This is a genomic window from Methanosarcina sp. (assembly GCF_028693135.1).
GTDB lineage: Archaea > Halobacteriota > Methanosarcinia > Methanosarcinales > Methanosarcinaceae > Methanosarcina.
In genome coordinates this window covers 17,036-37,223 of sequence record NZ_JAQUVZ010000026.1, presented here as the reverse complement: position 1 = coordinate 37,223, position 20,188 = coordinate 17,036, and the positions used below count along the sequence as shown (strand labels likewise).

The window sequence follows — 20,188 nt, the reverse complement described above, 5'->3', positions numbered from 1 at the left end:
TTATATATACAGAAAGCTGCCGCCGATTAAAATAGCAATTTTTTTAACAATTGAGGAAGTAACGAGGATAGTACACATGAAGATAGTACACATGAAGATAGTACACATGAAGATAGTACACATGAAGATAGCACACATGCAGCAATATTAAAGAAGTATAATTAAAGATGAGAGAAGGCGCTTTTAAATTGTACCATCAATCTGAGTTTGGTAACCTCGAAACTTATCTTTTAGAAAAGAAATACATTAAAAATAACAGTTGCGAACAAACCCTCGACGTTCATATATTTACTGGCACAGTTGAATTTAAGAGACACAGGTTCAAAAGTGTTTCTCTTTTTTTAATAAATGCTTTTGATGAAAAAACCCTTGAAATAATGAGCAAAATTTTCGTCCTTCTCTGTATAACTATAGCTCTGGGAACAACAATTAATTTCCTGGATAATGAAACCTCAGAATGGTTTTATATTCTTGGTATAATGGCATCTCTGGTTTCAATCATTATCTCTTTATGCATACAAAATGTGCTGGAATATTATCAGGACACTTTTTGCAGAGAATGTGGGAATAAGCTTGCCTATGAAGAAATAGGTGAGCCAATTATGAAGGAAACAAGCAACTTAGGGGACTATACCTTAACGGTTACAAGACACTGGAAATGCAGGTACTGCGGGAATGTGGATACAAGGGAAGGACCTGAAAATATCTTTACAGAAAAAGGGAAAATGTTGCCTGTAATTCATCTGAAAAATATTGAGTGTAAAAAATGCAGCTTACCAGGCGCGGTTGTAGAATTCAAGAAACCTGATGTAAAAGAGATTGGAAATAAGAGAATAACCAGAAGATATTATAAATGTACTCTGTGCGGGCATGAGGATATAAGTGAAGATGAAGAAACAATTAACCGTAGTGCTTACGCCTGCGGGTCATGAAGAACCGGTTTCAGCAGAAAAGGAACAATTTTTACCAGAGCCTGCCGGCTCATATCTCTGTACGAGCCCCTGAAACAAAAATGGAAACCGGAATTGTGGTTCTGCTGCCGATTGCTTTTTATTTCTCAAAAAAGTATTGACATCAATCCTTTCCAACAATTTTCAGGTTACAGGAAGGATATCAGGCTGTCATGAAATAGACTCTATAATAATCATTCCCAACTTTTATTTCAGAAGCTCCTTTTTCGCGAAGGAAATCACTTGTCCGTTCCCATTCTTCAGAATCCACACTAAAGTACCCTCCCTGGGATTCTATAGCTCTTTTCAGTGCAGGATATTCATCAAGTTCCTCTTCTGTCACGATAACAAATTCATCAGGTGCAAATTCCAGTTTATCAGCTCCCATAGATTTGGAATTCTCGTGGCTGAAAGCTCCGAGGGCAAAGAAAGCTGTAGAGATCAGGAAAAGGGCTGTAAAAGAAACTGCAAATGCTTTCAGAATAAAACCCGAAGACTTTTCCCTTGAAACTAACAGCCCGCCTGCAAAGAGTACCCCATAAATCACGAACATAAGATAAATTGACGTAGGAGGGTGAATCCCACTCAGAACGTATCCACTCAGGAAAAAAGTAAATATCCCGATGAAAAAGAAAAGCAGATATTTAAAATTCTTATTTTCTGAATTAGTCATAAATATCCCTATGAAGTAGGACTGTGTAAAAGTATTTAATGTTTCATATCTCCCAAAAAGCGAGAATACTGAAAAAAAAGAATAAAATTGAAAAAAACCAGGGTTAGAAATAAAAACCAAAAACTAAAAAACCAAAAACTAAAAAACCAAAAAAATTAAGGCACTGTATTAAAAAAAACTTAGGCACGGACCTTAAACACAGCCCTGAAAACAGTTGAATTACAGACATTAAAGCACATATCTCCAGCCGTCTTTTTTCAGGCTCTTCCTGTGTACCTCATAACCGGGCATGAGTTCCCCAACCAGTTTCCAGAATCTTGCGGAGTGGTTTTTTTCTTTTACATGACAGAGTTCATGCACAACCACGTACTCAAGCTGTTCAGGTGGAGCCATCATAAGCTGGAAATTAATCCTGAGGACATTGTCTGCAGAGCAGCTCCCCCAACGCCTCTTCTGGTGCTTTACCTTAAAAACCGGAAGAGATATTTTCAGTTTATCCGAATAAACTTTCAGGAGCCTGTCAACATCCGATTCGGCACAGTCCCGGTAAAAATCCCAGACAGCCTTTTTTACGAGTATGGACTTCAACTCCTCAGGAACGGCTTCAGGAATAAAAACAGTAAGTTCAGACCCATTGAAGGAAGCAAAGTATTTTTTGATTCCGTCCATATGCAGGATTTTCAGGGTATATTCTTTGCCGAGATAGAGATACATTTCACCGTCGATGTACCGCTTCTCCTGGCTTGGCAGCCGGTTTGCTTCAAACCAGTCAAGCTTTTCCCATACCCAGCCAGATTTCTTCTGTACCATTTCCCTGATAGCCTCACGGCTAAGCCCATGAGGGGCTCGGAACTCCACCTTAAGGTCCGGGCAGACTACAATCGCTGCTTTCCTCCTCTTTTTGCTGTAGACTATTTCGTAGTCTAGTGTCTTGCCGCAAGCTTTGATGCTATCGTTTTTTCTCATAGCTGGTTCCTTACCTGAGTCCTGAAATTTGTTCAATTCTACATCTAACTTTGCCTTTAAACCTGCTTTGATCTTAAGAATTTTACAGCTTCAGGTGAAATAGATCGTTTATCTTTAAGTGATTGACCTTTTGTGTAAACAGAAACGACAGGTGGACTGGAAATTATGAGAATTTCGGTAAGGGGTATCGAATTACAAATATTTCTCACCGGTATAACCTTATTAGCTATATCGTGTCGTTCCTGTCACGCCCGAGTTGTGCCACCCGAGTTTCGCTGCCCGAATTGCGCCTCGGGAGTACGCGGTCCTTTTCGCTGCGCTCAAGAGGACTACTTGATGGATTGTAGCAGTGAACTTTGATCAGGGGACTAAATTATGGATGTTAATACTGAACTGCGCTCAAGAGGACGAAATTAGATCGTTCTGACCCGTACAACCGCAATTAGCTATATCGTGTCGTTTTTGTCACGCTCGACGCAAAGCGGTTTTTCAAACAAAGAAGAGAAAAGAAACAAGAAAATAAAACTGAAATAAAAAGGCAAAATTAAAAACGCTATAAAACACGGTACTGATACTAGGATGGATCATTTTAGACGCATAGCATTAGTGTCATTTCAAGTATAAGCACTATCCGTGTCATAAGCCCGTGTATAGTGCTCAAAAGTCAGAAGGGTAAGGGTATTGCTGGTCTTATCAAATGTGTAAATCAGCACAAAGGCTCCTATATGAATCCTCCATTTTCCCTCGAACTCAGCCTTAAGAGGATTCCCCATTTCAGGCCTGTAAGCCAGGAGACGGAGGCGCTTCTTTACATAATCATATGCCGGCCTGTCGAGTCGGTACAGTTTTGTCAGGTTTTTGCGGACGGAAGGGTGAAATGCCACTCTATATGTCATTGTTCTACCTTGTCATTGTTCTACCTTGTCATTGTTCTACCCTGTCATTGTTCTACCTTGTCAAAAAATTCATCGATCTCAAAATCAGGCAAATGGTTCTGTAAACAGTCCTGTTCTGCTTTTCGGACTTTAAAGGAAAAGGAAGGTTGAAAAGTAGCTTCAGGCGGATATCTTATCTCATTGAATCTTTTTTCAAGTTCTTTTAACTGGTTGAAAATATCTGAAAATGACATACCTACCATCTCAATCAGTTTATAAGAGATTCTAAAGGGCTTATTTCAGGCTGCTATTTTTGAAGGGGTTTCTGAACAGGGGATCAAAGGATAGAGGGATTTAAATTAGAGATTTAATAAGATCACTTATATAAATGTTGGGCTTTAAATATTAAGAATCCGAACTGAAACGTAAGTTTGAGGACTGCCTGTAATAAAAGCTCCTTGACATTTCTACAAAATCGGTAACACCACTTTTTTCAACTAACTATTATATATTTTTGGTCATTATTAATATCCGGCAATTTAATCTCATGAACGATTTCATGAACCCCATTCACGAAAACAAAATCAACAGGAGACATTCGAATGCAGTACAGCATGGGCATTGACGCAGGAGGGACGTATACCGATTCGATCATCATCCGGGATTCCGATGGCAAGGTGATGGACTCGAACAAAGCGCTTACGACCTATCCGGACCTTTTGTCAGGAATTAAAAATTCCATTGATGGACTGGATGAAAAATACTTACAAGACGTAAAAATGGTGTCCGTCTCAACAACTCTTGCTACAAACACAATTCTTGAAAAAAATGGCTACCCTGTAGGTTTAATCCTTGTAGGGGATTACGAGATCCCGGAGAATATGGATGCTGAGTTTTATACCGTGGTAAAAGGAGGGCACGACCACCACGGAGCTGAACTGGTTCCTCTTGATATGGAGGCAGTTGAGGCTTTTGTCGGAAAGGTAAAAGACCAGGTCTCGGCTTTTGCAGTTTCTTCATACTTTAGTATCCGGAATCCTGCGCATGAGCTGGCAATCAAAACCCGCATTCAGGAACTCACGGGATTTCCTGTTGTGTGCGGGCACGAGCTTTCCCTTGATCTCGGGGCATACGAAAGAGGAGTTACAGCCTACCTGAACGCTCAGCTGATTCCTATTGCAAGCCAGTTTATCCTTTCAATCAGGGAAGAGATCAAACGCAGGGGAATGAACTCCAGGCTGCTCATGCTCAAATGTGACGGTTCTGTAGTGGGCATCAACGAAGCCCTTGAAAAGCCCATAGAATCGATCTTTTCAGGCCCTGCTGCAAGCCTTGTAGGGGCATCCCACCTTTCCGGGCTAGGGACCTGTGCAGTAATAGATGTGGGTGGGACGAGTACGGATGTTTCCATGCTTGAAAACGGGCTTCCCGAACTTTGCTCAGAAGGGGCTGTGGTTGGGGGCTGGCAGACCAAGGTCAAGGCTATCCGTATGGAGACCTCGGCAATGGGAGGGGACAGCCATGTCTGGGTAAAGAGTATGAAAATCAACATCGGTCCAAGGAGAGTAATTCCACTCTGCGTTGCGGCTGTCAAATACCCTGGCTTTCTTGAAGTCCTGAAAAAAGGAAGAATTCCCGGAACCATGCACCTTGAAGAGAATGTGCAGCCCACAAAGTTTTTCATAAGGACAGGGGCAGAGGCTTCAAATCTTGGAAGTTTCGAGCAGGAATTATTTGACAGGATAGTAGATACCCCAACTTCTCTTAACGATATCTTCTGGGAAACCAAGAAAACTCTGTCCCCTGGCCTGCTTGATTCCCTGATAAGAAAGCGCCTTATCCAGGCAATTGGCTTTACCCCAACAGACGCCCTGCATGTGCTCGGGGAGTACCGGGGCTGGAATGTGGAAGCCTCAATTGCCGGGGCAAAACTTCTCGAACGCTACATGCAGACAGACTATATTGAACTCTGCAAGCGCATAAAAAGGGACGTTGCAAAAAACATGGCAGTAAACCTGATGTCTTTTGTCTTAAAAGACGTCTCCTCCCAGGAAATTGAAAGAATTATTCTGTCCGATAGGTTTGCACAGTTCAGGATGAAAATACCTGTCGTGCTTATAGGAGGGCCCGTAGTCGCCTATACGGAGGAACTAAAACAGATTCTTGATGCTGATATTGTAGTCCCTAAGTACTCGGAAGTAGGAAACGCTGTCGGAGCTGTTGTCGGAAAGGGCATAAAAAGGATTGAAATCCTGATCCAGAGTACCTATTCAAAAGATCGAAAAAGGCTTGTCCTTCTCTTTTCCCCTCAGGGCAGGGAAACCTTCGGCAGCTATCAGGAAGCCCTGGAACATGCAGAATCCCTCGGAAGAAAACTTGTAATGGAATACATGACCGAGGCTGGGCTTAACAAAGGGCAGGTCCAGATCGAGATGAGTAGAAAAGATATTTCCCTGAGTGATGCAGGCTCAATGCCCATAGAATCAAAACTTGTTTTTGTCGGAGTCGGGATGCCTAAAGTCTGAGTTCCGGAAAACCTCCGGAACATTTATATTTTCCCGCAATAATGCAGATATTAAATTTCGGACTACAATACTTCGAAAGTTAAAACGAACAGGAAACTCTGAGTTTGAGATTTATTCTTAATCTCGAGATCTTCTCTTAAGCTCGAAATTTATTATTTAGCCATCCGTTTGCTTCCTGGTTCCGGTTTCTGATTCTAAGAAACAGTTTCATAAGGAAACTAACTGGAATTAAGATATTTTCTCGATTTGAGCAGGAAGCTATGGAATGGAAAACAAAGAAAATGACTTATGAATAGAAAAAAATGGCTTGAACAGAAAAAATGACTTATGAACGCTTTAGAGATTTAATCATAAACGTGATCATCAAATGGCACCTTATGAGTGATCCGTAAATATTAAAAATATATACAAGGAGTTAAAAAATGGCATACAGTCTGGGCATCGATGCCGGTGGGACATATACCGATTCCATATTACTCAGGAACTCGGATGGAAAGGTCGCCGACTCAAACAAGGCACTTACAACATATCCCGACCTTCTTGAAGGAATAACGAATTCTATTGACGGGCTTGACCAGGAAAAGCTGAAGCTTGTGACTATGGTTTCGGTTTCCACAACCCTTGCAACCAATACTATCCTGGAAAAGACAGGATATCCTGTAGGGCTGGTTCTTGTAGGAGATTATGAAATTCCTGTGGATTCTGAGATTGAAAACTGCATAATGGTTCAGGGAGGACACAACAGCTACGGAGATGAGGTCGCTACCCTCGATATTTCCGCAGTTGAAAGCTTTGTAATGAGGCTAAAGGGCAGGGTCTCGGCTTTTGCAGTCTCTTCATATTTCAGCGTCCGCAACCCTGAACATGAACTTCGTGTAAAAGCCCTGATCCAGGAACTGACAGGGCTTCCTGTTGTGTGCGGGCATGAACTTGCCCAGTCCCTGGGGGCCTATGAAAGAGGAGTTACAGCTTACCTGAATGCCCAGCTCCTGCCGGTAGCAGAGGGTTTCCTGAAGACCGTTGTAGGCGAGATCGAAAGGAGAGGGCTTGAATCCAGAATTGCAATGCTCCGCTGTGATGGGTCTGTCGTAAGCATGCACGAAGCCATGAAAAAACCCATAGAATCGGTCTTTTCCGGGCCTGCTGCAAGCCTTCTTGGGGCTTCCTATCTGTCAGGGCATGAGACCTGTGCTGTTATCGATGTTGGAGGGACAAGCACGGATGTCTCCCTTATCCATAAAGGGCTTCCTTACCTCAGTGAAACCGGAGCTGTTGTAGGAGGCTGGCAGACAAAGGTAAGGGCACTCAGGATGGAGACCTCAGCAATGGGAGGGGACAGCCATATCTGGGTCCAGGGCAGCAGGACAAACATAGGACCTCGAAGGGTTATTCCGCTCTGCAGGGCTGCCGTCCTTTACCCCTCGTTCATGAATACCCTGAAAAAGCGCTGGATTCCTGATAGGCTTAAAATGAACGAACATATCCAGGCAACAAAATTCTTTGTAAGGACAAAACAGATAGCTGTTGACCTGAGCCAGGAAGAAGAGAAGCTCCTTGCCCTTATAGGAAATGAACCGCTCTCCCTTAAAGACGTCTACTGGGACAAAAATATCCTTCCTTCTAAAAAAGTAATGGACTCCCTGATCCAGAAGCGGCTTGTTCAGGCTATTGGCTTTACCCCAACTGACGCCCTGCATGTCCTGGGGGAATATGCTGAATGGAATTCTGAAGCCTCGGAAATAGGGGCTACACTGCTTGCAAACTTCATAGGAACCGGTAAACAGGAATTCTGTATAAACGTGAAGCAGCTTTTTGCAAAGAACATGGCAAGAGACCTTCTTGCATTTCTTATGGAAGGAGTTGACAGGAATGAGATTGAGAAAATGCTCGAAGGTAACTTTTTCTCCCGCTTCAAAGTAGATATTCCTGTAGTACTTCTGGGAGGGCCGGTCAGAGCGTATGTGGATTCTCTGAAAAACCTGGTTGATGCCGAAATAGTTGTCCCGGAATACTCCGATGTAGGAAATGCTGTGGGAGCCCTTGTGGGTAAAGGGACAAAACGCGTTGAAATCACTGTCCGTACAACTTACAGTGAGTCAAAGTATGACCTGAAGACAAAAGGGGTTTTTGTCTACACTCCTGTCGGGAGGCGGCACTTTGTAGTAAGGGCTGAAGCTCTCGAGTTCGCGGAAGAATTCGGAAGAAAGCTCATTCTTGATTACATGGCCGAATCAGGGTATTCTCCGGATCAGGTTACGGTCAATTTAGAACAGAAAGACATAAAGGTTCATACAGGCGATATTCCCCTTGAGACCAGGTTTATTTTCGAAGGAACCTCAAACTCAGATGTTTACGAGAAAGCGGTATCCGGGCATGAAAAATTTTCAAAAAGTTTTGATGAACCTGAAGGACAGGCATGATCCCGGGACTGCAACTCTGCAGCAGATACTTCTATCGCTGAAAATTGGATTTGAAAAGAGGGTAAAGTTCATAACTCTCCTGTACATTTGGAACATGAAATATTGGTTATACGCCTGAGAGTTTACCTGATACTGTAGAAAAGTTTTAGATCATTTATAATGTTTTATGTGTGCATTGGTTGCCCAAACAATGGAAAAGTGCACATCAAATGTATTAAACAAAATGTATTAAACATAAACATTTAAAGGAGTTACCATGATCCCTAGAAAAGCATTTTTGACTAAAGGTTTCGGGGTCCATAAGGACAGATTAGCATCCTTTGAACTCGCACTGAGAGATGCAAAAATAGAAAAATACAACCTTGTGAGCGTATCAAGTATTCTTCCTCCCAACTGCAAACTTGTACCTAGAGAAGAAGGTCTCTCAGAATTGAAGCCAGGTGCCATTGTCCATTGTGTTCTTGCGAGAAACGATACTAATGAGCCGCATCGCCTGATGGCATCAGCCATAGGAACTGCTGTACCTGTGAATGAGGATAATTACGGCTACATTTCAGAACACCACTCGTTTGGAGAAGAAGAAGTAATTGCCGGAGAATATGCTGAAGACTTGGCCGCAACGATGCTGGCAACAACTCTCGGTATAGAGTTTGATGCAGAGATGGCCTGGCATGAGAGAGAACAGGTGTACAAGGCAAGCGGACACATTTTTGATACTTTCCATATATGCCAGACCGCAAAAGGTGACAAGGACGGTAAATGGACTACAGTAGTGTCTGCTATGGTCTTTGTTACAAGTAAATGTTGAGATATTCTGTAAAAAGGAAAAAAAGAAGGAATTAAAGAGTTAAAAATAACCTGTTTTTAAAAAGGGATAAAGGGGAAGAAAATCAAAGCTTCCCCGGTCTAAGAGGCATGTAAGGCTGGAAGAACCTTGCCCACATGTCCCAATAATATTTTTCTGAAGCTCCTGGCCGGATCGGACTGTAACCAATTACAGAAGAGACGCAAAAGCCGTAGCTATAATGCCTAAAGGTACCAACAACTTCAGGTTTTCGAGCAGGATCGGTACCGATAAAGAGATCCCGAAAGGCAGGAGCAGGACGAGGGACGAGGCTAACTGCTGTTTACCAGAACATCTGCTCAACAGCCGAATAGGTTTATTTCTCAAAGTCGAGGAGGGAAAAGAGGATATACCGGCAATTTCTAAGATTTTGAAGGATTTTTACCGTGAAATTGCAAAACGTCTCGGCAGTGTCACCTGCTATTTTTTACCCACGTTTTCCCATTTTTACCCGTAATTTTCCTATTATTTTCCCATATAGTGAACTACCTCTCCCTAAAATCTTCGCCTGAAGGTCTGGATTTTTGAGGAAGGGGTCTTCTCGCCTGCGGAGATAAATTCAAAAAAGAAAATTCACGGAAGTCCCGGGATTAAAAGAGAATCGGTGAAGAATCCGAGGATGTAGCTTTAATATAGTGTTCCTTAGCCTCATCAAAGCGCTCAAGCTTGAAGAGGAACAGGCTGTAGTTGTAGCGGGTGTTAATGTCTTCTGGATCCAGTTCCAGGGCTTCCCGGTACATGGTCTCAGCCTTCCGAAACAGCCCTAGCCGTTTCAACAGGTTGCCGTAGTTGCAGAGTGTAGGGACGTGGCATGGGTCTATTTCAAGGGTCTTTTTGTACTGGATTTCAGCTTCATGATACCGCCCAAGCTCAAAAAGGAGCTGCCCGTAATTAGCTCTGGTATCCGCGTCCCCGGGTTTCAGCCTGAGTATAAGCCTGTACTGCATTGTCGCCTCCTCAGTACGGCCGGATTCCGAGAGCAGGTTGCCGTAGTTGCAGAGAGCACTTATGTGACCAGGGCTTACCTTCAAAGCCTCTTTATAATGAACTTCAGCTTCCTCAACCTTTCCTTCTTCCTTGAGGAAATTGGCATAATTATAGTTGGCTGACACATGCTCCGGCACCTGTTCAAGCACCTGTACGAACTGTTCTTCAGCCTCATCTTTTTTCTCCAGTTCGGCAAGGAGGTTGGCATAATTGCAGCGGGTGTTTGCATTTCCGGGGTCCAGTTCAAGCACTGTCCTGAACTCGCGTTCCGCCTCCTGCAGTTTCCCGAGCTCAAAAAAGAGGTTCCCGTAGTTGCAGTGGGTGCTGACATGCCCCGGCTCAAGTTCAAGAGCCTGCCTGTACCGGCTCTCAGCTTCAAGTTTTTGCCCAAGCTCGGAAAGGACAACTCCCTGGTTGCAGAGCGAGTTGACGTGTCCTGGATCCAGCTTCAGGGCTTCATCGAATTCCTGAAGAGCATTTTCCTTCTTCCCCATGAAATAAGCAAGAACTCCCGAAAGGAAATAAGCCTCGATTTGCTGTCCCCCTTCTCCCAGGAGAGCGCAGGCTTTCATGAACACGTATTCTTCCCTGAACATTCCCTTTGAGTCGCATATCTTTGCGATGTTCAGGAGATAATCGGGAGAAATCCCGTTTTTCCTTGAAAACTGGACTGCAAATTCAAGTCCTGCGCCGGTTTCTTTCTCATTTTTCCTGACCGATTCCACAACACCAAAAACAAGTTTATCGATCATGTCCAGGTCCATAAAAATCAATTCTCCCAAAAATAATTCCCTGAGAAAAAGCTTCAGCTTCCTCCTTATTTATCCACTGCTTTCAGCCAATAAATACTTTATTATATAATTCGGACTCAAGGAAAGGTTTTCAAAAAAGTTGTCCCGCCCGAGTCCCGTCTCGGGAGGACGGTGTCCTTTTCGCTGCGCTCAAGAGGACTAATTGATAGATATCTCAATCAATACAACCATATTCGCCTACCGTGTCGTTCTTGTCCCGGCAGAGGTGGGGCTCTTCAGTACGCTGTCCGTTTCGCTCAAGCTGAATACTTGATGGTTTAGAGTCTGTAGCTTTGATTAAGAGGAATAATTAGATCTCTTTGACGTGTCAACGTCATTCGCTTCATCATTTCGTTCTTGTCCCGCTCGACGAAGGAGAGCGGCCTTTCCAAAAAAGAGATACAAGAAGCCTCATAAGCCCGCAATAATAAAAAAGCATTCAACTTTTGTGTGCTAACAGTAATTCTTGCAATTCTTTTAGAGAAAGGACTGAATCTTTTCTTTTGTGAATCATACGATGGCAATTAGCACAAACACATATTAAATCTGTTTCAGCATTTATTGGAACAGAACCTTCTCCTTCGCAGAGTGGTTTTACATGATGAACTTCGATATAATCTCTTCCTATTTCACCATATGTCTTTTCAAAATCAAAGCCGCATCCCTGGCATACAGTTCCATGTATTGTAATAGCATTACGCCTATTTTGTGCGTTTCGTTCATATCGAGTAGTATAACATAATGTCTTTTTTCCGTCCGGTGTGCTTTCTACAATGGAACTTGTAAGTTCATCCTCTTCAGATGGAAATGGTCGATCATTTACCATACCAAGCTCTTCTAACGCCTGGACTAACTCATCTCTCAATTTCCAAACAAAATGCTTAGACGGATTGTAGTCTTGATGCCATCCTTCAAATGGTACAATGAATTTTGATTTATTGCCTTCGGTACTGATTACTTCAAATCGATTTAGATATTTTAGAATTCGATTAGTTAGACCAATAACAATTCCGTTATATGGAGTGCCTTTCAACTCAGGAGAATACTTTGCCATTATTGCTTTTGATGTTGCTTGATGGTCAATTTCGTTATACCATTTCAAAATCATATCCAAAGCTTCTTTGTAAAAAATATTTGGACTTTGAATCATGGATTTCCATTCTTCCACGGTGATATCAATGTCTGCTTCATATCGACCATCAGAATACCTCAAGTATCGCTGTTCCATCAGTAACTCACCTTTAAATTGGAATAATAAACCAAGAAGATACAATCACTTTAGAAACGTTAAATTTTCTGATTAAAGAGCTTCTGACGTGCTCACATAAGCTGTTTTTAAAAAAGGGATAAAGGGGAAGAAAATCAAAGCTTCCCCGGTCTAAGAGGCATGTAAGGCTGGAAGAACCTTGCCCACATGTTCCTGAAATATGTTTCTGAAGCTCCTGGCCGGATCGGACCGTAACCAATAAGTGCGGCACCTGCAAGGATGAAGAGGCAGCCCCCAATTGTGTTTGGCTGCACAGGCTCTCCAAAGAGCATGCAGCAGAAACCGATACTGCTCACCGGTTCAAGCAGGGAGAGCACAGCTGTAGTCTGTGCCTTTATATGCACCACTCCTCTAAAGTACAGAATGGAGGCAAAAGCTGTAGCTATAACGCCTAAAGGTACCAGTAAATTCAGGTTTTCGAGCAGGATTGGTGCCGATATAGAGATCCCGAAAGGCAGGAGCAGTACGAGGCTGATTGCTGTTGACCAGAACATCTGCTCGACAGCCGAATAGGTTTCCTTCAGGTAGTTTATGGTCATGATCGAACAGCCGTAAGAAAGTCCGGAAAGCAGCCCAAAAAGGATTCCTATTATGTAGTTTCCACTTTCAGAACCTGTGCTCCCATAAATAGTTGAAGGATTGACAGCAAGCAGTATACCCGAGATAGATAGGATAAGTGCAAGCATATCCCTAAGAGTTACTTGCTCTTTAAGGAGTAAAGGGGAGAGCAGGGTAACATATATTGGCGCTGTGTACAGGAGAAGCACGGCTACAGGAATGCCAGTATATTTGATTGAGGAAAAGTACGCAAACATCGTTACTGTGTTAAGAACTCCAAGTAGAAACATATAAAATTTTTTCTGCCTCAGTCCAACTTTCTTTATCCCTCCAGATACCACAAGATACCCCAGAATGGCCGCAAATCCGAAAAATAACCGGTAAAACAGGATAGAACCTGCGTCCATACCTCTTATCTCTCTTACAAATATGCCTATCATCCCAAAAAGGATACAGGACGTGATAACTGCTGCAAATGGTTTGTTATTTTCTTTAATTGTTAGGGGCATGATTGCAGGAGAGATATCAGATCCAGAATATAAAACTATTTGAAAATAATTAATGATTACAGATTATTTAAAATATGATCGTTAAAAGAGGGTTCCAGCAAGCAACTCAATAGAAAAATTAAAAAGTAGAACAGGGGTAAAAGAAAAGAACGAAAATTAAGTTAATTTAAATTAAGTTAAGTTAAATTAAATTAAATTATATTAAATTAAAAAATAAAAATATATTTTTAATAGAACGAATTAATTAACCCATGTCTTCGCTTACTCTACAAAATAAATCATTTCATTGGGAGTTCGGGTCAGTTCGTTGCTTTCTATTCCTGACTGAATAATTTTCTCTATTCTATCCCAGGTGTTTTTGCGGGTTGTTTTAATCCCCAGTACCCTTGATGTCTGGATAATCAGATCTTCCATAGGGGTTGAGTACTGGTTGTTAAGAACAAAACGGACAGCCTCTTTTATTTCCTCATCGCAGATCCATTCAATCTTTGCATATGCATCAACATCACGCCTGCGCAGGAGATATTCAGGTTCCAAGAGCGACCAGTAAAATTCTCCTCTTGCCAGGATTTTTCCCGAATTTTCAGCCGATGCCATGGAATCAAGTATTCTCTGCTTGATTTTACCGAGCATGCGGGAGAGTTCTGTATGGGATTTTATCCTCTGGAGTATTTCCTCTGAGTGAACGGGCCCTTCGCATTCCACAATTCTTACAACTGCCTCCTCGATCTGCTCATCCGAAACTTCAGAAAGGTCTAATGACTGCGGAAGTCCTGAGGAGGCACAGATTCTGTAGGAAGGCACCAGAGCTTCAAGGGAATTCCCTTTCCTGGACAGTTTTTTATTTTCAGCTTTCATAGTCTCAGGAGCAGAAGTTTCAATAATTCCGAAATCTTCAATCTCGAGCCCTGAGCTGGGATCTAATTCGGGTTTTTTTTCGGGATTGCCGCCTGAAACAGGATCAGATTCAATTTCAGATTCAATTTCAGATTCAATTTCAGATTCAATTTCAGATTCAATTTCAGGTTTTATTTCAGATTTTATTTCAGATTTTGTTTCAGGTTTTATTTCAGGTTTTATTTCAGATTTTGTTTCAGATTTAAACTCTATTTCTGCTTCAAAATCGGCTTCAGGCTCAATAATTGGTTTCGGCTCAAATTCAAGTTCGATTTCACGCTCTATTTTGGGTTCAGAACTCCATTCAGGATCAGGATAAGGGTCAGGATAATCATCTTCTTCAGGGTCTTCAGGTTCAAAGAAGTTGCCCGAGCCGTAGATGTAAGCAAACTCGTTAATCCTTTTGTTTTTTCGTTTCTTTTCCGGACCTGCACTGAAATCGATCTCAGGGTAAGCCTGGAAGAAGTTCATTTTTTCAGGTTCAGGCTCAGGAATAAGGTCTGATTCTCTTTCCATATCTGTTTCGAAATTAGAGCGTGGATCAACACTGAATTTAAGAAGCTTTGATTTCTTTAACCTTCTGACAGGTTTTTTTCTGGAGTTTTCGCCCGCAAGAGCAGCCATGGAATCGGCTTTTACAGTCATTTCCGGAAGGAAGTCCGGCCCTGAATTGGTTAAAAATCCTCCTTCCAACGCGGGGAAAGCAGCCGTAAAGGATTCTTCATCTTCTGCTTCGTCTTCATACTCCACCTCGTCTTCCAGTTTCTCTTCGTCTGCTTCTTCTACTTCCCCTTCAGATGCCGTTTCAATGGAAATCTGTGCAATAGACTTCTTTTCAGGTGAATCTTCGACCAGGGGCTGCATTTCAGATGAGTTTTCCGAAAGGAACTCTACTTTAGAGGAAGCTTCTGTCGGGGATGCCGTTCCCAAGGGTCTTATTTCAGGCTCGTTAAAGTTGTTTTCAGGCTCGTTAACGGCTTTGCTTTCTAAAGGTGAAAACAGGCTTGCAGCAGGCCCGGCATTTATCTCATTAGTTGTGGCTATCTCATTAGTTGTGGCTATCTCATTAGTTGTGACGACCTCATTTGTTGTGACGACCTCATAAATTCTGGCGGATTTTGCCCAGGCAGGAGGTTCGTTTATTATCACAACTTCGGGTTCAGGTTCGGATTTTGCTTGCAATTTTGCCTGTTTAACAGCTGCCTTTACGGTATCAAGCAGTTTTTCCCTGCAATCTTTCGGATGGAGGTACCAGTCCGTAGACCAGACCCTGTAGATTTTCCAGCCCAGACCTTCGAGAACCTGCTGGCGCAGGCGGTCGCGGTCTCTTGCAACAGGAGAAGAATGATAGCTTGCCCCATCGCATTCGATCCCGAGCACGTACCTGCCCGGATGGCGGGGGTCAGGGACTGCAAGGTCAAGCCTGTAACCGGCACATCCGATCTGCCTGTGTACCTCACAACCGTTTTCAGTCAGAAAATCAGAGACCGCTTCTTCGAAAGGAGAATCAAGCTCCTGCCTGCCGCATGAAGGAGCCGGAAGCGTGCCGCTTTCGGCAAACTCAAGGAAGACTTTGAGGGCTCTGAGCCCGAAAGAGGAATTTTCGTCAAGGGGCAGGTCTCTTGAAGTAAAGTTGGAAAAGACAACGCATTTTTCTCTTGCCCTCGTGATAAGCACATTCAGACGCCTTTCCCCACCTTCCCGGTTAAGAGGTCCGAAGTTCAGGGAAAGTTTCCTGTTATTATCAAAACCGAAACCCACACTCAGCAGAATGACATCTCTTTCGTCACCCTGGATGGTTTCGAGGTTCTTTACGAAGAAGTGTTCACCCCTATCATTCCCTGAGTTAAGGTCAACACCCGGGTTTGCTTTCAGGAGGGCTTCGATCTCTTCCTGGATAGCCTCCTGCTGTTTTACATTGAAGGTGCCGACTCCCAGGCTTTTTCCGGGATACTTCTGGAAATGCTCGAACACCGCCCTGGCAACAGCTCTTGCCTCGATCCTGTTGGCTCCACTCTTGCCCCTGTCATAAGCCGCATCAGGGAGGTGAACGAACTTCAGCCCTAGGCTTTCATCTTTCTGCATGGGAGAGGGATAAACATAAAGGCGGTTGTCGTAAAACTCCTGGTTTGAAATCGCAATCAAGGACTCGTGTCTGCTCCTGTAGTGCCAGCGCAGGGTTTTTACCGGGAAGCTGCGCTTGCAGACGTTCAGGATGCTTTCCATGTCCCCTGCGGAGGTATAGTCATCAGGATCGCTATCAGGAGACGCGACAACAGTATCGAAGAAGTCGGTTGGAGGAAGCTGTTTTGAGTCTCCCATTACCACTACCTGCTTTCCGCGCAGAAGTGCGCCGACAGCATCTTCGGGCCTGACCTGGCTTGCCTCGTCAAAGATAATCACATCAAACCTTGTATTCCTCGGGTCCAGGTACTGGGCAATGGAAAGCGGGCTCATAAGGAAGCAGGGCTTTATTTTCTGTACAAGGCTTCCCGCCTTTTTCATCAGGGTGCGTATGGGCATGTGCCCGCGTTTGCGGTTGAATTCGTTGAGCAGAATTCCGGCTTCGGAAGCCCTTGATGCTCCCGAGGTCAGCTTGGGGGCTTGCTCATAAGCAGAACAGATAATTCTCACCCTGTTCTCAAGCAGGACTTTTTTGTCAAGCTCGGTGAACTTGCTGATCTTGCCTTCATGAAGTTCCCGGATAAAAGCAGAGAGTTCCGGCCTTTCCCTGAAAGCCCGGTGCAGCATACTTTCGGCATAGTTTCCTTCAAAAGCCGGGATCAGGGCTTCTGGCTCCATTTTTCCGGCTTCTATATCCTCCATCATAGGGGAAGCAAGCGTTTCAAGGCAAGCCTGCCTGTATCCCAGGTACTGGCTCCAGAACACGAGAGAAGAAGTCTCATCTTTCCACCTGGTTACACGGGACTTTAACTGGCTGATTTTTACAGCTTCCATATCGTTGAACATTTTCCCGAAATCTGCCCCTATAAGGGAGCCAAGTTTTTCCAGAGAGGAAATAAAAGCCTGTTTTGCTGCCAGGACTTCGTTTATAGCAGATTCGAGGGCGGCTGCATCAACCCCGCTTCCTACCAGCCTGAATGACCTGTCAGTTAAAGTTCCTTCCTTGATATGCCTGCGGAAGGGGACCATCCACTTGCAGTATTCTTCCAGGAAAACAGGGTCGCTTTCAAAGCCCTTCCAGTATTCCCAAAAGAACTTTTTTCCTCTTATTTCAGCTCCCTCAAGCTCCACCCTGTGTGCCTGACACTCGGAAACGCAGGCGAGGTCGAGCAGGATCTGGCTGTCTTTTGAGGGCGCTCCTGAGATATAGCAGGCTGAAATATCCTTTTTTAGTTTCCTGTACCTGGGGTTTAAAATGCTGAACAGCTTGCCGGATATGTCCTTAAACTCGGAGGGGTCAAGGGCAAAAACTGATGTGTGAAAAGTCCTGTCCACAAAAGTTTTCAGTTCCAGATACTGCCGGATTTTTGAGACCAGAGCTTCGGCTTCGGATATTGAAGCCGCTGAGTCCCATTCAGGGTTCTGGAGCAGTTTTTCAGACAGGGGTTTTGATTTGCCTATAAGTTTTGCAGCTTCGGTTATGCCTGTAATATCTTTAAGTGTCTGGGGCTTTGAGGTTGCAGAGAGGTCATTAAGGGTTTTTATTGTCTTCTCAAGGTTTTCAAAATCAAAAGCGCATTCATCTGCAATAGCCCCGATTTCTCCCAGGTCAGAAGGCAGCACAAGCCCGGGCTCGCAGCCGTACCAGGGATTTTTCCTGACAGGCCCAAGAGCGGGAAGCACCTGCCCCATTTTTTCGAGAACAGATTCGGCTTCCATCCAGGCTCCGGGTTCCCACGTATCAGGGTCCTTAAACTTAAAATTGGGCATTTTCAGGCCACTTGACTCAAAGTAAATCCGGGTCTTTTCCTTTACTCCGTAAAGGGCATAGAGGCTTGGGTAGATCTTTCCTGCAGGTTCCTTGAGGGTCTCTGCATACCCGTTGAGTTCCTTTTTAAGCTTTTCAAGTTCATTAAGATCTCTCTCAGCGCTGATAGCAGGAGGTACAGCACGGTTAAGGGTTTTTTCCAGTTCCTCAAGCACGGCTTTTTTCCTGGTCTGGTGGCTGTGGACTTCGAGGCAGAGCTCCCCTAAGCCTGCATTATCAAGCCTGCTCTTTACAACCTGGAGGGCAGCCATCTTTTCACTCACAAAGAGCACGTTTTTGCCCTGGGCAAGTAGTTCTGCAATTGTGTTCGCAATGGTCTGGGACTTTCCTGTGCCAGGAGGCCCTTCCACAACAAGGTCTTTTCCGGCTTTTACATCCTCAACGACTGCAATCTGCGAGGAGTCGGCATCCATTATATGGTAGGTATCTTTTGCCGAAAGCTTCAGGTCGACCTCCTCTTCCCGAAAGCCCTGAATCTCGCCCTCAGGCTCTTCAGGGTTGAAAACCTTCTGGATAAGGGGATGCTCTGCGGGGGACATGTCCTCAGGCCAGGTTGCAGGGTCCAGGTCTTTGTACATGACAAATTTCCTGAAATTGAATAGGTCAAGGCAGACTTCCGGAATGATCTTCCATTCCGGTTTATCCCGGATTGCCCCGAGCACTGTCCTGAAGTATTCCTCTATGCCGAAAGCCTCCTCCGGCATTTCAAACTCAGGGACCTCTATCCCGAACTCTTTCATCTTCGCCTGAAGGGTAATTGAGGTGAAAATCTCGTCTCCGGTCCACTGAATACTGAAGTTCCTGCCTTTTCCCATCCTTTTGAGCTCAACCGGGACCAGGACAAGGGGAGCCCTCGGGTTCTTTACTGAAGATTTAATTTCACTCCACTGCAGAAAGCCCATTGCAAGATAGAGGACAGGATAACCCTGCTCTTCAAAAATAGAATTTGCCTGGTTGTAGACGTAAAAAAGTTTTCGATCAAGAGTCTCGCTGTCATCAGGAGTTTCAAGAAACGGTTCAAAACGGGAGTTCTGGGGTTTATTCCTTTCTTCTGAAACAAGGATTTTTCCTATTGTTTTCAGAAGCTTGCTTTCATTTTCTGCCCCATCATCTTCCCCTTCCTCTCCATTTTCACTTTTCTTTCCTTTTCTGGGCCTGGTCTTTGCTGCCCTGAACTTCATTGATTTTTCCTGGAGAACAAAAAGGTCATAGACCTCCTCCGGAGTTCTGCCCGTAATTGAGATTGTCCTTCTCGGGGAAGGGCGGTAATTGAGAAGGTTATTTCGAAGGGATAGATCAAGTAAATTCTGCCTTAGTGTTTCCAGTTCCTTAACTATGTCTACCATAAAATACCAGGCCCTTTTCAAATAAATCAATAAAATATATTTATGATACAGATAAGAATACAGTATATCTACTAATAAATTTTATGATGTTTTGTCGGGAAATAAAACTATAAACCGGGAATAAATAATACTGAAAGGAGAAGGAACTCCTCTGAAAGTCTCGTCATATTCTGAAATAATTTGAGTATGTAAATATATAACTGTATTGTATTAGTGCAAGAGTATAAAATGTTTTACTAAATTTTTTTCTGAAAAAACCTCTTTTCGAATACGGTTCCTTAATTAATCCTTAAACCACTTACACAAAATATTTTGCAAATAATTTTCAACATTATCTTTTGAGATCGTTTGACAAACCGATTTTGTCCTTGATGTTACAAAGTTAATTCTGTCTTCACTCTCAGGGTTTTATCTTTTTCTTTGTGAAAGGATTGTTTAAGTAGTTGTATTTGTACAAGTGGTTGTATTTGTGCAAGTGATTGTATTTGTTTAAGTGGTTGTATTTGTTTAAGTGGTTGTATTTGTGTAAGTGGTTGTATATTACCTATTTGAAAAATATCCGTACACATAAGGGGAATACATCTGGAATTATTTACTTGACATTAGAATTTGTTTTTGGTCCTTGATT

Annotated in this window: 13 protein-coding genes; 6 read left to right on the top strand and 7 right to left on the bottom strand. The window is 43.4% G+C overall.

Going from position 1 to position 20,188, the window contains the following annotated elements; all coding sequences use genetic code 11:
• Positions 1-377 precede the first annotated feature (377 nt).
• Entirely contained in the window at positions 378-932 is a 555-nt protein-coding gene (locus tag PHF18_RS11825) for a hypothetical protein (RefSeq protein ID WP_300103038.1), read from the top strand.
• A gap of 181 nt (positions 933-1,113) precedes the next feature.
• On the opposite strand, the gene PHF18_RS11820 is transcribed toward PHF18_RS11825, so the two are convergent.
• From PHF18_RS11820 to PHF18_RS11810, 3 genes are all read right to left on the bottom strand, one after another.
• Positions 1,114-1,623: a hypothetical protein gene (locus tag PHF18_RS11820; protein ID WP_300103036.1), complete on the bottom strand. Its 510-nt coding sequence runs from the start codon at positions 1,621-1,623 to the stop codon at positions 1,114-1,116.
• A 228-nt stretch (positions 1,624-1,851) separates the two neighbouring features.
• Positions 1,852-2,589 (bottom strand): M48 family metallopeptidase, encoded by a 738-nt coding sequence (locus PHF18_RS11815; RefSeq protein ID WP_300103034.1) that lies wholly within the window; start codon positions 2,587-2,589, stop codon positions 1,852-1,854.
• A gap of 614 nt (positions 2,590-3,203) precedes the next feature.
• Positions 3,204-3,485, bottom strand: coding sequence for a type II toxin-antitoxin system RelE/ParE family toxin (locus PHF18_RS11810; protein ID WP_300103032.1), 282 nt, complete (start codon positions 3,483-3,485; stop codon positions 3,204-3,206).
• 581 nt (positions 3,486-4,066) lie between these two features.
• On the opposite strand from PHF18_RS11810, the gene PHF18_RS11805 reads away from it, so the two are divergent.
• The 5 genes from PHF18_RS11805 (at position 4,067) to PHF18_RS11785 (ending at position 9,710) form a co-directional block, all read left to right on the top strand.
• A complete protein-coding gene (locus PHF18_RS11805) occupies positions 4,067-5,989 on the top strand; it encodes a hydantoinase/oxoprolinase family protein (RefSeq protein ID WP_300103030.1) in 1,923 nt (640 codons plus the stop codon).
• Between the two features lie 422 nt (positions 5,990-6,411).
• A complete protein-coding gene (locus tag PHF18_RS11800; RefSeq protein WP_300103028.1) occupies positions 6,412-8,409 on the top strand; it encodes a hydantoinase/oxoprolinase family protein in 1,998 nt (665 codons plus the stop codon).
• On the top strand, positions 8,387-8,527 hold the full coding sequence (locus tag PHF18_RS11795) for a hypothetical protein (protein ID WP_300103026.1): 141 nt from the start codon (positions 8,387-8,389) through the stop codon (positions 8,525-8,527). The genes PHF18_RS11800 and PHF18_RS11795 overlap by 23 nt, the downstream gene beginning before the upstream one ends.
• 138 nt (positions 8,528-8,665) lie before the next feature.
• Positions 8,666-9,217: a pyruvoyl-dependent arginine decarboxylase gene (locus tag PHF18_RS11790; protein WP_300103024.1), complete on the top strand. Its 552-nt coding sequence runs from the start codon at positions 8,666-8,668 to the stop codon at positions 9,215-9,217.
• Between the two features lie 217 nt (positions 9,218-9,434).
• Positions 9,435-9,710, top strand: coding sequence for a hypothetical protein (locus PHF18_RS11785; RefSeq protein WP_300103022.1), 276 nt, complete (start codon positions 9,435-9,437; stop codon positions 9,708-9,710).
• Between the two features lie 133 nt (positions 9,711-9,843).
• Here PHF18_RS11785 and PHF18_RS11780 read toward each other — a convergent pair whose 3' ends face one another.
• From PHF18_RS11780 to PHF18_RS11765, 4 genes are all read right to left on the bottom strand, one after another.
• The gene (locus tag PHF18_RS11780) at positions 9,844-11,004 is read right to left on the bottom strand and encodes a tetratricopeptide repeat protein (RefSeq protein WP_300103021.1); all 1,161 of its coding nucleotides are present in this window, start codon (positions 11,002-11,004) and stop codon (positions 9,844-9,846) included.
• 466 nt (positions 11,005-11,470) lie between these two features.
• A complete protein-coding gene (locus PHF18_RS11775) occupies positions 11,471-12,259 on the bottom strand; it encodes an HNH endonuclease (protein ID WP_300103019.1) in 789 nt (262 codons plus the stop codon).
• Positions 12,260-12,393: 134 nt separating this feature from the next.
• A complete protein-coding gene (locus PHF18_RS11770; RefSeq protein WP_300103018.1) occupies positions 12,394-13,365 on the bottom strand; it encodes a DMT family transporter in 972 nt (323 codons plus the stop codon).
• 261 nt (positions 13,366-13,626) lie between these two features.
• Positions 13,627-19,560, bottom strand: a complete 5,934-nt coding sequence (locus PHF18_RS11765) for a DUF3320 domain-containing protein (RefSeq protein WP_300103016.1) — start codon at positions 19,558-19,560, stop codon at positions 13,627-13,629.
• Positions 19,561-20,188 lie beyond the last annotated feature (628 nt).

What these genes read in the sequence shown, in the direction of transcription:
- PHF18_RS11800 (WP_300103028.1), top strand. Translation starts at nt 6,412, where the DNA reads ATGGCATACAGTCTGGGCATCGATGCCGGTGGGACATATACCGATTCC.
- PHF18_RS11815 (WP_300103034.1), bottom strand. Translation starts at nt 2,589, where the DNA reads ATGAGAAAAAACGATAGCATCAAAGCTTGCGGCAAGACACTAGACTAC.
- PHF18_RS11825 (WP_300103038.1), top strand. Translation starts at nt 378, where the DNA reads ATGAGCAAAATTTTCGTCCTTCTCTGTATAACTATAGCTCTGGGAACA.
- PHF18_RS11820 (WP_300103036.1), bottom strand. Translation starts at nt 1,623, where the DNA reads ATGACTAATTCAGAAAATAAGAATTTTAAATATCTGCTTTTCTTTTTC.
- PHF18_RS11785 (WP_300103022.1), top strand. Translation starts at nt 9,435, where the DNA reads ATGCCTAAAGGTACCAACAACTTCAGGTTTTCGAGCAGGATCGGTACC.
- PHF18_RS11805 (WP_300103030.1), top strand. Translation starts at nt 4,067, where the DNA reads ATGCAGTACAGCATGGGCATTGACGCAGGAGGGACGTATACCGATTCG.
- PHF18_RS11775 (WP_300103019.1), bottom strand. Translation starts at nt 12,259, where the DNA reads ATGGAACAGCGATACTTGAGGTATTCTGATGGTCGATATGAAGCAGAC.
- PHF18_RS11780 (WP_300103021.1), bottom strand. Translation starts at nt 11,004, where the DNA reads ATGGACCTGGACATGATCGATAAACTTGTTTTTGGTGTTGTGGAATCG.
- PHF18_RS11770 (WP_300103018.1), bottom strand. Translation starts at nt 13,365, where the DNA reads ATGCCCCTAACAATTAAAGAAAATAACAAACCATTTGCAGCAGTTATC.
- PHF18_RS11810 (WP_300103032.1), bottom strand. Translation starts at nt 3,485, where the DNA reads ATGACATATAGAGTGGCATTTCACCCTTCCGTCCGCAAAAACCTGACA.
- PHF18_RS11795 (WP_300103026.1), top strand. Translation starts at nt 8,387, where the DNA reads ATGAACCTGAAGGACAGGCATGATCCCGGGACTGCAACTCTGCAGCAG.
- PHF18_RS11765 (WP_300103016.1), bottom strand. Translation starts at nt 19,560, where the DNA reads ATGGTAGACATAGTTAAGGAACTGGAAACACTAAGGCAGAATTTACTT.
- PHF18_RS11790 (WP_300103024.1), top strand. Translation starts at nt 8,666, where the DNA reads ATGATCCCTAGAAAAGCATTTTTGACTAAAGGTTTCGGGGTCCATAAG.